At 70.9% G+C, this 12,995-nt stretch carries 17 protein-coding genes; 3 read left to right on the forward strand and 14 right to left on the reverse strand.

Annotation, left to right across the window (positions count from 1 at the left end; genetic code table 11):
- Positions 1–171 precede the first annotated feature (171 nt).
- From OG624_RS43125 to OG624_RS43190, 14 genes are all read right to left on the reverse strand, one after another.
- On the reverse strand, positions 172–519 hold the full coding sequence (locus OG624_RS43125) for a DUF7739 domain-containing protein (protein ID WP_331718505.1): 348 nt from the start codon (positions 517–519) through the stop codon (positions 172–174).
- A 19-nt stretch (positions 520–538) separates the two neighbouring features.
- The gene (locus OG624_RS43130; protein ID WP_331718506.1) at positions 539–1,183 is read right to left on the reverse strand and encodes a DUF6919 domain-containing protein; all 645 of its coding nucleotides are present in this window, start codon (positions 1,181–1,183) and stop codon (positions 539–541) included.
- 17 nt (positions 1,184–1,200) lie between these two features.
- A complete protein-coding gene (locus OG624_RS43135; protein ID WP_331718507.1) occupies positions 1,201–1,368 on the reverse strand; it encodes a pRL2-8 in 168 nt (55 codons plus the stop codon).
- Positions 1,369–1,441: 73 nt separating this feature from the next.
- On the reverse strand, positions 1,442–1,945 hold the full coding sequence (locus OG624_RS43140; RefSeq protein WP_371640995.1) for a hypothetical protein: 504 nt from the start codon (positions 1,943–1,945) through the stop codon (positions 1,442–1,444).
- A 57-nt stretch (positions 1,946–2,002) separates the two neighbouring features.
- Positions 2,003–2,251 carry a hypothetical protein gene (locus OG624_RS43145; protein WP_331718509.1) on the reverse strand — a complete coding sequence of 83 codons (249 nt, stop codon included), beginning with the start codon at positions 2,249–2,251 and terminating at the stop codon, positions 2,003–2,005.
- Positions 2,252–2,372: 121 nt separating this feature from the next.
- Positions 2,373–2,756 (reverse strand): hypothetical protein, encoded by a 384-nt coding sequence (locus OG624_RS43150; protein ID WP_331718510.1) that lies wholly within the window; start codon positions 2,754–2,756, stop codon positions 2,373–2,375.
- A 104-nt stretch (positions 2,757–2,860) separates the two neighbouring features.
- A complete protein-coding gene (locus tag OG624_RS43155; RefSeq protein WP_331718511.1) occupies positions 2,861–3,685 on the reverse strand; it encodes a DUF4097 family beta strand repeat-containing protein in 825 nt (274 codons plus the stop codon).
- 440 nt (positions 3,686–4,125) lie between these two features.
- Positions 4,126–4,317: a hypothetical protein gene (locus OG624_RS43160; RefSeq protein WP_331718512.1), complete on the reverse strand. Its 192-nt coding sequence runs from the start codon at positions 4,315–4,317 to the stop codon at positions 4,126–4,128.
- 10 nt (positions 4,318–4,327) lie between these two features.
- Positions 4,328–5,032 (reverse strand): hypothetical protein, encoded by a 705-nt coding sequence (locus OG624_RS43165; protein WP_331718513.1) that lies wholly within the window; start codon positions 5,030–5,032, stop codon positions 4,328–4,330.
- Between the two features lie 10 nt (positions 5,033–5,042).
- A complete protein-coding gene (locus OG624_RS43170; protein ID WP_331718514.1) occupies positions 5,043–5,234 on the reverse strand; it encodes a hypothetical protein in 192 nt (63 codons plus the stop codon).
- A gap of 248 nt (positions 5,235–5,482) precedes the next feature.
- On the reverse strand, positions 5,483–7,789 hold the full coding sequence (locus OG624_RS43175) for an FtsK/SpoIIIE domain-containing protein (RefSeq protein ID WP_331718515.1): 2,307 nt from the start codon (positions 7,787–7,789) through the stop codon (positions 5,483–5,485).
- Positions 7,790–7,927: 138 nt separating this feature from the next.
- The gene (locus tag OG624_RS43180) at positions 7,928–9,283 is read right to left on the reverse strand and encodes a hypothetical protein (RefSeq protein WP_331718516.1); all 1,356 of its coding nucleotides are present in this window, start codon (positions 9,281–9,283) and stop codon (positions 7,928–7,930) included.
- Positions 9,280–9,525, reverse strand: coding sequence for a hypothetical protein (locus tag OG624_RS43185; protein ID WP_327169995.1), 246 nt, complete (start codon positions 9,523–9,525; stop codon positions 9,280–9,282). The genes OG624_RS43180 and OG624_RS43185 overlap by 4 nt, the downstream gene beginning before the upstream one ends.
- Positions 9,522–10,007, reverse strand: coding sequence for a hypothetical protein (locus OG624_RS43190; RefSeq protein ID WP_331718517.1), 486 nt, complete (start codon positions 10,005–10,007; stop codon positions 9,522–9,524). The genes OG624_RS43185 and OG624_RS43190 overlap by 4 nt, the downstream gene beginning before the upstream one ends.
- Positions 10,008–10,289: 282 nt before the next feature.
- On the opposite strand from OG624_RS43190, the gene OG624_RS43195 reads away from it, so the two are divergent.
- From OG624_RS43195 to OG624_RS43205, 3 genes are all read left to right on the forward strand, one after another.
- Positions 10,290–11,024, forward strand: coding sequence for a GntR family transcriptional regulator (locus tag OG624_RS43195; RefSeq protein WP_331718518.1), 735 nt, complete (start codon positions 10,290–10,292; stop codon positions 11,022–11,024).
- The gene (locus OG624_RS43200) at positions 11,021–11,698 is read left to right on the forward strand and encodes an AAA family ATPase (RefSeq protein ID WP_371640996.1); all 678 of its coding nucleotides are present in this window, start codon (positions 11,021–11,023) and stop codon (positions 11,696–11,698) included. Before OG624_RS43195 ends, OG624_RS43200 begins: the two co-directional genes overlap by 4 nt.
- Positions 11,699–11,864: 166 nt before the next feature.
- A complete protein-coding gene (locus OG624_RS43205; RefSeq protein WP_331718520.1) occupies positions 11,865–12,878 on the forward strand; it encodes a bifunctional DNA primase/polymerase in 1,014 nt (337 codons plus the stop codon).
- Positions 12,879–12,995: the final 117 nt, after the last annotated feature.

The raw sequence follows: 12,995 nt of genomic DNA on the forward strand, positions 1-12,995 counted from the left end.
TTGCTTTTCCGCTTGCGGTAATTCAATGATGCAGACTCAGAGTCTGCATGTCTAGGGGGTTCGCAGACTCCGAGTCTGCGTAGATGGATCGGTGCTGGTCAGCCGCCCGATCGTCTGTCAGATTCGGCTGGCGGTCTGCTCCGTGGGCGCACTGCGGGCGTGAGGTGGGTCTCAGCCGACCTCGGTGCGCCACTCCCACGGCTCGTCGTCGGCGGCGGCCCGGCCGGCGGCGTCCGCCAGGAGCGCGGCGGCCTGCACGAGGGGCCGGGACTTCAGGTACCGGTTGCGGGCGATCTGCCGGAGCTGGGGGGCGAGCCTGGCCGCGATGGCGGCCGGGATGGAGCGCGTGGCGCCGGCCGGGGTCTGCGCGGCTTCGGTCAGCAGCTGCTCGACGTGCTCGCGCTCGTCGGCCGGGACGGCCGCGTGGACGTAGGGGAGGAGGGAGCCGAGGATCTTGCAGGCGTGGCGGTCCTCCCCGAAGAAGTCCCCGCCGTGACTGGTGACGATGTAGGTGCTCATGCCGTGGTCCTCTCCGTCCTCACCGGCTGGCGGCGGGCTCCTGGTCGTCGTCGGCGTCGGCCTGGTCGTCGTCGGCGTCCGGGGGTTCCAGGCCGGTGACCTGGTCGAGGGAGCGCCAGAGCGCCCGGTGGGAGGCGGGCCCGTAGTACGGGGCGATGACGGCGAGGTGGATGGCGCCGTCCAGTTCGCGGTGGGCCTCGGGGTCCAGGACCCCGTAGAGGTTGCGCATGTCGCGGGGGCCGGGGCGGGCGCCGAAGGCGGTGTACGGCTCGCCGTCCCGGTGGGTGACCACGACCACCTCGTCACACCGGCCGGTGGACGGGTCGTCCACGACGACGGTGTGGGCGAGGGCCTCGGCGGCGTCGAGGATCCGCTGGAACAGGGCGCGGTCGGTGAGGTAGCCCTCGACCGCGGCGTGCTGGGTCCACCATGCGCCGTCGTAGCCGATCTCGGCGAGGCCGGGCTGGGAGCACGTGGTCGTGAACCCGGCCCGGTTCAGGGCGGCGAGGGAGGGGACCAGTTCGGCGGTCTCCTCGTCGGGGCCGCAGTTGGGCATGTAGCCGGGCTGGGAGCCGAGGCGGCCCTCCAGCCAGTCGGCGGTGAGCTGGCCGAGGTCAGCGAGGGTGCGGGCCGACTTCCAGGCCCGTCGGTCGGTGCGGCTCATCCAGGGAAGCCTCATGGTCAGCCTCCGACGATCATGTTGCCGTGGCCGTGGAGCATGTGGTCCACGCACTGCGGGCAGTCCTGCCGGGGCGCCAGGTGCTGGTGGGCCTCGCGCGAGGCGTAGGCGTGGTACCAGCACTGTCGGCACTCGCCCTTCGGCGGGTTCAGCGCCGTCTTGTTCGCCATCGTGTTCTCCCTGTTCAGCGGATCGGAGACGAGCTATCTAGCGAGATTGGACGCACTTCGGGCTGATGGGCACTCAGCGCTTGCTGCCCGGGGTGCCGTTGAGGTTGGTCCGGCCGAACACGGCCTTGGTGGTGGTCGTGTTGGTCACGGTGGTGTTCTTCTGTCGGACCGGGCCGTTGTAGTGGTGGTGGTTCTCGGTGTGCATGGAGGTCTTGGCGCTGCCGACGGACTTCACGAGGGAGCCGACGGCGAGGACCAGGGCGACGGGGCCGGCCGCGCCGATGGCGAGGGTCGTGGGGTCGACGGTGCCGAGCACGTAGAGGACGAGCGAGGTGGCTCCGCCGACGGACAGGGCGGCGACGCTGCCGGAGAGCATCAGGGCGCTGATCTCGCTGGCTTTCTGGGACATCGGCGGACGTCCGGGCTGTGCGACCGGCTCGGCCGGGCCGTACGCGGGGACGGGAGAGTCGTCCCGGTAGGACGTCGGCGTGTACGCCTCGGCGATGAGCTGGCGGGCGCGTGCGTCGGCCTCGGTGTCGCTCATCGGGGTGCCCGGGGTCCTGTCGTCGGTGTTCACGGTCTGTCCTCTCGGGTCGGGGCCGGCCCCCGGGCTCGGTGCCCGGGGGCCGACCGGTCAGGTCGTGGTGCGGTACTGCTTGGTGCGCTTGAGGACGTGGTCGCGGCTGAACCCGGTGGCCTCGGCGACGTCGCGCTGGAGGACCTCGCCGCCGTCGAGTTCGGCGGCGATGTCCTTCCACATCTGCTCGTCCGCGGCCGACTTCGCCTTCTCCGCTTCCTCGTGGGCGAGGTCGCGGGCCTTCTTCAGTTCGGCGATCCGGGTGCGGCCTGCCGCTCTGGTCTCGTCGTTCGGTCGGGGGGTCATTGCGTGCTCCGGTTCGTGTCGAGGGACTATGTGGGCTCCCCCCGCTTCGGTTTCGGAGCGGGATCGGGGCCCGTGGCGGCCGGCGGACCTTGGCCGGGATGACGGCCGCCACGGGGCGCCGCTACTTGCTCGCGGGGATCGCCGGGGTGGGGGTGGTGCTCTCGGCGGCGGTGGCCACCGCCTGGAGGACGTCGCGGGTGGAGTCGGCGGCGTCGTCCAGGTGCTCGGCGAGCGTGCCGTATCCGAGGGCCCGGGCGCGGGCCTTCAGCGCGACGAGGTAGTGCCAGGTGTCGTGGAGCTCGTCGTGGAGGGTGACCAGGCCGGGCTGGAACGCGAGGCTGTCCGTGAGCTTGGCGGCGCCCTTGTCGTGGGTGGCCGCGCGGTTGGCCAGGGTGGTGAAGCACCGCTCGGCGATGACCTCGCGGACCTCCTCCGCCGTCTCGTACGCCCAGGCCCATCCGAGCAGGCCGTTGAGGAAGGTCAGGAGGCGGTTGGGCTTCTTCATTGCTGTCTCCCCTGCTTGCGTTTCTGCTGGCGGTTTCGCTTGCGGATCGGGGCCCGGGGCGGCCGGCGGACCTTGGCCGGGATGACGGCCGCCCCGGGGCGGAGTCAGCGGGTGCGGATGCGGCCGGACATCGAGCCGCAGCGGGGGTTCAGGTGCTCGGCGCCGCGGGTGGTGATGTCGCCGGACATCGACTTGATGTCCATCCGGCCGCTCGCGATGGGGGTGGCGCTGGCGTCGATGTCGCCGGACATCGTGTTCACCGAGAAGCGGGTGCCGTTGTAGGCGCCGATCTCGACGTCGCCGGACATCGTGCCGATGTTGACCTCGCAGTCGACGCGGGTGACCTCGACGTCGCCGGACATCGTCTTGACCCGCAGGTCGCGGACGGTCTCGGCCTGGATGTCGCCGGACTGGCTGTCGACGTCGAGGACCTGGAGGACGTCGCCGGCAGTACTGACGTCGGCGGAGGTGGTGGTGACCTGGACCGAGGACATCTCCGGGAGCCGCAGCGTCACGGTGATCTCGCCCGTTCCGGCGGCCCCTCCCACGACGGTCCCCTCGGCGGCGACGACCATGCCGTTGGACACGATCTTCTGACCGCCCATGAAGATGTCACCGCCGACCATCTGCACGCCACCACCGCTGCCGTGGAAGGTGAACGTGCTGCCGCCCACCATCATCGTGGTGCTGCTCATCCCGCCGGACGCACCCTCGATCTTCGGCACCCGGACCTCGATCTGGTCGCCCTCCTGGCGGATCGTGGCGTCCTCGACGGCCTTGGCGATGCTGCCCTCGGTGGCGGTCGTGCTGATCTCGACCGTGGCCTTGGTCGTCCGGTGGTCCGCGATCACCAGGATCCTGCCGATGTGGCTGGTGACGTACGCGTTCACGGGGCCGATGGGCGAGGCGGTGAAGGTCTGCTCGGTCACTGCGTTCTCCTTCGTCAGCTGTATCGCTGGCTTTTCCGCTTGCGTTTTCGCTTGCGGTAATTCAATGATGCAGACTCTGAGTCTGCATGTCTAGGGGGTTCGCAGACTCGGAGTCTGCATTTCTGTGTTTCTGCTGGTCAGAACCCAAAGATTCGTGCGAAGGGCCTCGGCGGGTCCCTGCGGGAGGGTGGGGTTAGCGGACGGGCGCGTCCGCGCCCGGCACCTCCGGCTGCGGGCCCGTTGGAGGTCGCGCGTTCACCGGCACCGGCCGCTCGGCCGCTGGGCGGCCTCCCGTCCGGTGCCGGGCGCGACCTCCGGCCTTCCGCACCTCACCCGCACCTGGTCCTCGGCGCGGACCGGCCGAGCGGTGCGGGCCGCCCCGGGCTGGGCAGCCACCCAAACGGGGGGCGGGCAGTGCGGGGCTGGGCGCCGCGGCCGGGTCACACGCGTATGGCGCTGACCGCGTCGGCGGCTCCGTCGAGGAGGCCGGTGAGCGCGGGGCCGGCGGGGGTCCCGGCCAGGAGGACTCCGAACATCACGCAGGCCAGCGCCATGTACCAGGGCAGGCCGGCCTTCCAGACGAGCATGACGACGACCAGGCCGAGGACGACGAGGGTGGGCAGGGTCAGCACGGCGGTCTCCTCAGCGGGCTCGGTGGCAGGCGGAGCAGGGGATCTTCACTTCGGCGCTGGTGCCGGTGGGGGAGTGCAGCCGGGTCGCCAGGGTGACCATGCCGCCCCGGCAGCCCTTGACCGTGCACCGCTTGGCCTTCGGCATCTTGGCGGGGCCGGCGCCCTGGGTCTGGAGCTGCCAGGCCGTGGTGAGCACGGCGGCCGTCGTCGCCGACTTCGCGTTCTTCGCCGCGCCCTTCGCGGCCGTCGCGGCGTCGCTCGCCGCGTCCTTGACCGCGCCCTTCGCGGTGGCCTTGGCCTCGGCCACCTTGGCCTTCGCCGCCTTCTTCTTCCCGCCCCACCAGCGGCGGGCGTCCTTCTCGACCTCGTCGCGGACGGCCTCGGCGACGGTGACCAGGTCGTCCATCACCAGGGTCGGCCGCAGCTCGCCGGTCATGATGACCCCGCGCCACTCGGCGGTGAACAGGTCGCGGTCCTCGGCCTTCTGACGGCCGGTCCGCGCGGCGAGCACCGCGTCCACCAGGCCGTTGGTGACCTTCGCCGAGTCGTCGCCGCGCCCGCAGGACCCGCAGGAGATCCAGGCGGGCCAGACCTCGCGCGGGCCCCGCTTGTAGACCTGGAGGGAGACGGCGTTGCCGCAGTGCACGCACTCCAGCGGGGCGCCGTCGACGTACGCGATGCCGTGCAGTTCGAGGTCGGGTGAGCTGTCGAACATCGGGTCCTCCTCAGCCGGTTGCGGTCGGGGTCGTGCTGACGGTCGGGCCGGGGGTCGGGGCCGGCGCGGGCTGGGCGTCCCCGCCTCCGCCACCGGCGAGGTAGAAGCCGACCGCCAGGCCGACCGCCGCGTAGACCGCGGCCTTGTTCTTCGCCCACCAGGTCGGCGGGTCGGGCTCGCTCACCACGTATCTGACGCCCATCGGGGGTCGTCCTCCGTCTGTCGTGTCTGTCACGGTTTGGGGGAGGTGGCCGACCCGGATCGAGCCCGGACGGGTCGGCGTTTGTGCAGGTCAGAGCTTTGGGAATCCTGGACGGCCGGGGCCTCGACCCGGACGTCCTACGTCCGGGTCTCGGGCCGCGCGTCCGGGTCCGCCCCTCTCGAATCCGGGGGCAATCCGGGACATACCGGGTGGTTGTCCGGGTCGGATCCGGGTCTCCCCGGCCCGAATCAGGCCGTCAGGCCGTACTTCGCCTTCGCCACGCGGGCGACCGCGTCGAACGGGTAGCCTGCGATGTTGCTGGCGCTGCCGGGCCAGGGCCGCTTCTTCTTCTCCTCGTCGGTCCGAGCCACCAGGGCGCCGAGCTTCTCGGCGGTGATGCTCAGGCCGGCGGCCGTGAGGGCGTCGATCAGCACCGCGCCGGGGAGCCAGTCGAGGGTCACCGCCTCGACCTCCTCGGCGCTCTTGCCGTCGGCCTCGGCCTGGGCCTTGGCCGCCTTCTCGTACCCGTCGAACACGTCGGCCAGCACCGCGAGGATCTTGGCGTCCGGCTCGTCCTTCTCACGCAGCAGCGTGCCGAGCGACTTCTGGCCCTCGGGCAGGGTTCCGGCCTCGGCCCGCAGGTCGTAGGCCCGGCGCAGCAGTTCGGCGACCTGGTCGTCGTCGTAGTAGTCGGCGCGGACCAGCACCGGGTTCTGGCCCTCGGCCCACAGGAAGCCGGCGCCCCGCATCTCCGCCTCGATGGTCTTCGCCGAGTACCCCGCTGCGGCGGCGCCCCGGCCAAGGATCGTGTCGGACGCCTCCGGGGTGGTGCAGCGCAGCGCCCACCGGATCGAGAGCAGGTCACGCAGCGAGGTGTCGACCACGTCCGAGCCCGGCTTCTGCGTCGCGCAGAACGTGATGATGCCCGCCGCGCGGCCCCGGGAGACGAGGTTCCGCAGGGCCTTGGTGATCTTCTTGCCCCACTCCTCGTCGGTCGTGTAGAGCATCAGCTCATCGACCCACAGGAGCTTCTGGCGCAGCAGCGCGTACTTCGCCGCCAATTCCTCTGTGACCTTGCGCTTTCCCAATTTCTTCAACAGCGCGTAGCGGGCCTTCATGTCCGCCAGGGCTGCCTGGAGCATCTCGTAGAAGGCTGCCGGTTCGGCGTCACCCTCGTATTCCTCGCACAGGTTCTTGAAGGGGTCGAGGTCGCCACCGCCCTTTCCGTCGGCGAGCCAGAGAATCACGCGCGGGTCGAGGGCCGCCGCGAGCAGGATGGTGTTGCCCGAGCCGGACTTGCCCGCGCCCGGCTCCCCGCCGATCAGGCCGGAGCGCTCCACGACCGAGATGGACATCGGCAGTCCGCGCACGTCGGGGCCGATCGAGATCCGGCCCCAGAAGTTGGCCGCGGCCTTCAGCGCGAGCAGCGGGCCCGGGACGCCGTCCTCCGTGAACGGGATCTCCTTCGAGACGTACAGCTCGATCCGCCCGGCGCGGGCCCCCTTGGACAGCGTGACCTGCGCGGCCTCCACGCCGAACGCCGAGGCGATCTCCTCCTGGGCGCGCAATGCCTTCTTCGCCGGGACGCCCGGCGGCAGGTCGACGATCGCCGACCAGGCCCCGCGGGCATCGAGCATCGGCATCTGCACGATCCGCAGCGTCTCCTCCGCCCCGATCACCTTCGCGGCCTGGAAGACAGAGTCGAGCATCGGCGCGTTCATCGTGTCGCCGTCGCCGAGCGACCTCCAGTCCTGCGACCAGTCGGTCTCGGTCTCCAGCTGGTGACGTCCCGCGAACGCCCCACCGCCGAAGGTCGCCAGCGCCGCGCCGGTCAGACCGAGAAGCCCGGTCGTCGCGTAGCCGGTGAGCATCGCCGTGGCCGGCGGCCCATAGACAACTCCAGCCCGCATCGCACGCGCCTTGCGCCGGTAGGACTTCGCCTTCTTGTGCGCGGCCACGGCCTGCGTCGCCACCGTCTGGGCCCGGTCCATCGCCTGCAGCGCGGCCGTCTTCTTCTGCTTCATCAGCGCCGGGGTCCAGCGGGCCGCACGGGCAGCCGCGCGGGCCTCCTTCGTCGCGATGACGGCCTGGTGGGCGGTGGCCTGGGTCTGCACACCCTCGAAGCCGATCACCCAGTCGTGCATCCGGACCCGGCCCCGGCGGAACTGCGAGACGTGGCCGTTGACCGTGCGCTGGCGGCGCACCCAGCGGCGGAACGCCCGCTGCGAGGCCCGGTAGCGCTGGCCGCTGTAGGCCGCCCAGCCCTCGGCCGAACGCGCCCAGGCCGGGATGAGCGGGCGCTCGGGGTCGAACGCGTCGAGGTCCACCGGGGTCTTCATGACCTCGGAGGCGACGACGGTGTCCGTGCCCAGGTGCTCGGCGAGGATCCGCTTGGCCGCCTCGACCAGGTCGAACTCGGTGGGCACCGAGGTGGGGCCACCCAAAGCGGGGGCGGCTCCGGGGGCGGCGGCCGCCGTGGCCGGCCGCGCGGTGGGCAGGTAGGTGACGGTCGCGACCTGGGGGTCCGGTACCGGGGTTGTGGGCGTGTGGGACATCCTGGTTCTTCTCCTTCGGGAGGAGCGGGGCCCGGCGGCGACTGTGAGAGGGAGGCGCCGAGCCCCGCGCTTTCGGGGGGAGTCACGCGGCGGCCGCAGGGCCGTCCGCGCAGGACGTGCAGGGGACGAGACGGGCCGTCAGGCGCCGTGGACCAGGTGGAGCTTGCGCTCCTCGATCACCCGGTCCCGCAGCCACATCCCGTCCTCGCGGCGGATCTTCAGACCCTTGGCGAGCGAGGCCGCAGAAATCTGCCGGCCTTCGGCGACCAGCTCACTGGCCAGCCGGTGAGCCTCCGGCAGGAGCTGCTCCAGCTCCTCGTCGGACCGGCCTCGCGGGGTGTTCCCGCCAGCGTCCCCACCAGCGTTCCCGCCCGCCTTCTCGCTGGCGGATTCGCTGGCCTTCTTGCGGTAGACCGGAGTGCCGTACACCCCAATTCCCGCTTGGGCTGTAGACCCCTCGGCGGACCCCTGGAGGGCCGGGGCCGACCCGGGGGCGTCGAGTGCCGGAACGCTCTGCGCGGGACGGTGAGAAAGGGGGTTGAGCGGGTTGTAGAGACTGGCGAGCATCCCCGCCCGAACCATCTCCGGACGGACGTGCTCACCGAGCTCGAACGCCGCGCCGAGGGCCACCTTCGCGTTCGTGGCCGCCGCGTACAGCTCCGGCGAGAGGCCCGGCTCGGCACCCTTGTGGATGCGCCACGCGGCGGCGAACGCCTCCTCCTCGTCGATCGCCCCGTACGGCATCGCCGACAGGAGGAGGGCCGCCTGCTTCGCGATGTCCTTGTGGTCCTTCTTCCGCTTCGCCAGGTGGCTGCGGCGGGCCCGCTCAGCCTTGCGCTCTTCCTTCGTACGGCCGTGGGAGCCGTGCGTCTTCATGTCCCACAGGTAGATCGCGAACAGGCTGCTCGCCGCGAAGACGACCGCGACCCACTGCGCCTGCGGCAGCTTCTCCGCCCAGTGCCAGTAGTTCACCGCGGCCGCGACGAACGCCGTGAACCAGGTCGCGATGCGGTACTTCACCGCCGGCCTTCCGGCGTCCTCGGCCGCCTTGCCCATGAACGTGAACGCCCAGGCGCCGCCCTCCAGCATCGCGGCGAGCAGCGCGGCCAGGAGCACGTTCACCCCGGTGTCACCGAGCGCACCGACCTGCGAGATGACGGCCGGGATGACCGAGGAGGACATGACGAAGCCGACGAAGACCGTGACCGGGTTCGCGTTGACCCAGCGCGCGACCTTGCCGAGCCTGGCCACCCGGGCCGCGCGGTTGCGGGCCTTCTCGTCCTGGCGGCGCCGGGCCTCGGCCTGCTCCTGGCGGCGCTTGACCTCGCCGTCCTTGCGGGCCTGCTCGGCCTTGCGCTCCTTCTCCGCCCGCTCGTCCTCGGCCAGCTGCCGCTTGTACGCGAGCTTGGCCTCCAGCTCCAGGCGGCGGTCCTCGCGGTCGGCGGTCCGGGCCGCGGCCTCGTCGGCGCGGCGCTCCTCTCGGTACGTACTCATCGGGGGCCTCCAGCGGCGGGAGTCGCGATTCCGGCCAGCAGCTGCGCCAGCTCGGTGCGGAGTCGGGGGGAGATCGGGTCGAGGCGGAAGCGCCGGGCGAGGGAGTCCCCGCCGGCGGCCGTCGCGCGGGCCGCGAACTCGGTGATGAGGCTGACCAGGGCGACGGTCCCGGCGATCACGCCGAGCACCATCCCCAGCACGGTCAGGACGAACAGGGCGATGTGGCGCAGGGCCTGCTTCATGCCGCCACCTCCGCCGGGACCTCGGAGCGGACCAGGGTCAGGACGGGTCGGGCCGGGCGCGGGGCGCGGGCGGCGGTGACGGCCGCGGCCGGGTCGTGGGTGCCGAGCGACGCGAGGACCTCGTACGAGTCGAAGTCGGCGCCGGTCCAGTCGGCGTAGGTGTCGGTGTCGTCCTCGAAGCCGAGGATCTCGTCGGCGAGCTCCAGCTCGGCGGCCACGGCGGCGGCCGACGCGGCGGGCTTGTGGGTGCGCAGCTCGCGGGGCATCCGGCGGAGCAGTCCGGCGTAGTACGTGGCGTCCTCGCGGTCCGTGTCGGTCTCGACCCGGAAGTCGGCGAGGAAGGACGTCAGGGCGTCCCGGCTGGCGAGTCCGCCGGCCATCAGGTCGTGCTCGACGTCCAGCGGCTCGACGTCGAAGCCGATCGCGGCCTCGAAGTACTCGGCCTGGGTAACGATGCGCTGACCAGCAACGATGATGTTCATGTGGGCCGTGCTCCTCTCGATGGACGGCCCCAACGAGCGGCTCTCCGGTGGTCCTGGCAGATCTCCCGGAGAGCCGTTCCTCGTTTTGAGGCCGCTAGACATGGCTGTGCCGTCACGCTTCGTGAGTTGGTCTCACTTGGCGTTGCTTCCGCCATGACATTCCCAGGATTACGGGGGACTGTCAATCACCTACGACGCGACAATCCCGGGAATGCGTGTCTCTAGGAATCAATCCCGGGACTATGGTTCACTGGTCCCGTCGAGACGAGGAGATCACCGGACATGCCCCCCAAGTGGAGAGACCTAGCGGACGAGATCGCCGCGCAGATCAGCAGTGGCGAGTACTCGCCCGGTGATCGCCTGCCCAAGATCGAGGAGCTGGCCTTTCAGGGGAAGGGCTCCAAGACCACCGTGCACGCCGCGTACAAGGCCTTGGAGGCCGACGGCCTGGTCACCTCGTCGCGTGGTCACGGGACGATCGTGCGGGCCCGAGCCACCCTGTCGACGGCCGCCGAGCGTGAGGAGCGCAGCAAGCTCACCGGCTCCTCCTGGCGCGCGGGGGAGCGATCCGACTCGCACATGGCGGGGATCGTCTCGGCCTCAGAGGAGGTGGCCGAGGCCCTCGGAATCTCGGCGGGTACGCCGGTCCTCCGCCGCTCGCGTACGTACCGGGACGAGCACACGAAGGCCGTCGTTTCCCACTCGACCTCGTGGATCCCGGCCAGCCTCGCCGAGGAGCTGCCCGAACTCCTGATGGGGAAGCGCCTCACTGGGGGAACCTCGATCGACCTGATCACGCGACACACCGGCCGCCCGGTCACCCGCCGGGTCAGCGCCATGTGGGCACGGATCACAACTCCGGCCGACGCCGAATCCCTCGAAATCCCCCCGGACACACGGGCCGCCGTCATCGTGCTGACCGTCCGCGTCATTGACAGCTCCGGCGCCACGATCGAGTACGGCGTCGACGTCGGGGGCCCCGGCCGCCATTGGACCAAGGAGGAAGCAAGCCAGTGACCATCCCGTTGGACGACACCCTCATCCACGTAGTCGAGGAACGCCTCTCCGCTCTCCTCCGCGCTGACCGCCTCGGCAACCTGCCCCCGAACGGCAAGATGGAGATCTCCCAGATCATGAGGACCTTGTCGGCGCACACCGGCTCGGCTCGGCTCGTACTGATGGCGGGTCTCCCCGGGTCCGGCAAGACCACCCTCGCCCGTGAGCTTGAAGCGCGCGGGTACCTCCGGATCAGTCCCGACGAACGCGTGTGGCGCACGCACGGCCACTACGGGAGGGACTTCCCCCGGGGGGCCTACCGGGTAAGGGAGCAGCCGATCTTGGAAGAGATCGCAACCGAACTCCGTACCGCACTCGGCTCCGGCCAGAACGTCGTCATGGACCACGGCTTCTGGACGGCCGACGAACGCCGTCACTGGCATCGGATCGGGGAAGAGGCCGGCGCCGTCGTGACCCTGGTTCATCTGCCCGGAACGCACGATGAGCTGTGGGAACGCATCAAGGAACGCAATCAGCAGACCTTCGATGACCCGAATTCCATGTACTTCAGCGAGAGCGATCTCCAGCGGCACGGTGCACGCTTCGAGGTGCCGGCCACCGACGAACCCCACGTCATCTATGACGGCGACCTCGGTCCCGTCCTGCGGGCGCTCCAGGAACCCCAGCGCCCGTAGCACGGGACAGCACGGGACACCCCAGGATTCAAGTCCCCCGATTAAGTGATCAAGGGGCAGGATTGGGCCCCAGAAACACCGAAGGCGCCCCGGCCAGGGCGCCTCTCGGATCAAGCAAGGCCGGGACAGCATTCCCGGCGAAGTTCGAGCGAAATGGAGTCGCTCTGTGAAGAGAGTACGAGACGCTTCCCGCCTGGCGCTACAGGATGGGGGCGGCAAGACGGGTGGTATCCAGGCACTCCGGGCGAAACTCCTCGCCAGTGCCTCCCGCTACGCGGGAAACGGGATGTACGTCCATCCCGTGCTGGTCGGCGGCAAGGAGCCTCGCTGGCACTCCTGGGAAGACCGCGCCACCCGCGACCCCCAGGTGATCGAGGACACGTGGCGCCGAGCCCCGTTCAACATCGGGATCGCCTGCGGTCCCTCCAAGCTCGTCGTCGTCGACCTCGACATCCCCCACGACGGTGACATCCCCCCGGCCGAGTTCCCCTCGGTGACCGACGGCTTCTCCATGCTCACCGCGCTCGCTCACCGTGCCGGTGCCGAAGTGCCCCAGACCATGACCGTGCGGACGCCCAGCGGTGGCCGCCACCTGCTCTTCCGCGCCCCCGATTCCGAGGTCCGCAACACCGCCCGGTCCCTCGGCTGGTGCATCGACACCCGCGCGGCCGGCGGGTACGTCGTGGGCATCGGCTCCGTCATCAGCGGCGTCGCCTACACACTGGAGGGCAGCATCACCACCCCGGCAGACCTGCCGGAATGGCTGCTGACCCTGATCACCTCCTCTCCTGAGCCAACCAAAAGCGGAGGGGCGCCGCGCCGGGAGGAGGTTGTCGCCCGACTGCACGCACTCACCCGGCAGGGCACCCGCGAACAGCGGTGGGCCGCCGGGATCCTGCGCTCCGAGTGCGATGAGCTGGCCGCGCTAAAGCAGGCGGTGGGCAGCCGCAACGCCCGGCTGAACCTAGCCTCCTTCCGTGCGGGCCAGCTGGTCGCCGCCGGCCTGCTCGACCAGGCCGAAGCCGAGGATCAGCTGACCGCGGCCGCGCTGGAGGCCGGGCTGAACGACAAGTCGCCGTACGAGGTGGAGAAGACGCTGCGCTCCGGCATGACCGCCGGCCTTTCCCGGCCCCGGTGGATGGACGACCGAGCCGCGCGCCAGCTCGGCGGTGCTGCGTGAGCGTTCCGGCAGCACGCGAGGCCGCCCCAGATGAGGACCTGTGGGCTGGCAGTGACATCCCGACCACCACCGAACGGCCCCGGCCTCGTCGCCCCCGGCCTGTACGGCGCATCGAGC

This window comes from Streptomyces virginiae (assembly GCF_041432505.1).
Lineage (GTDB): Bacteria > Actinomycetota > Actinomycetes > Streptomycetales > Streptomycetaceae > Streptomyces > Streptomyces virginiae_A.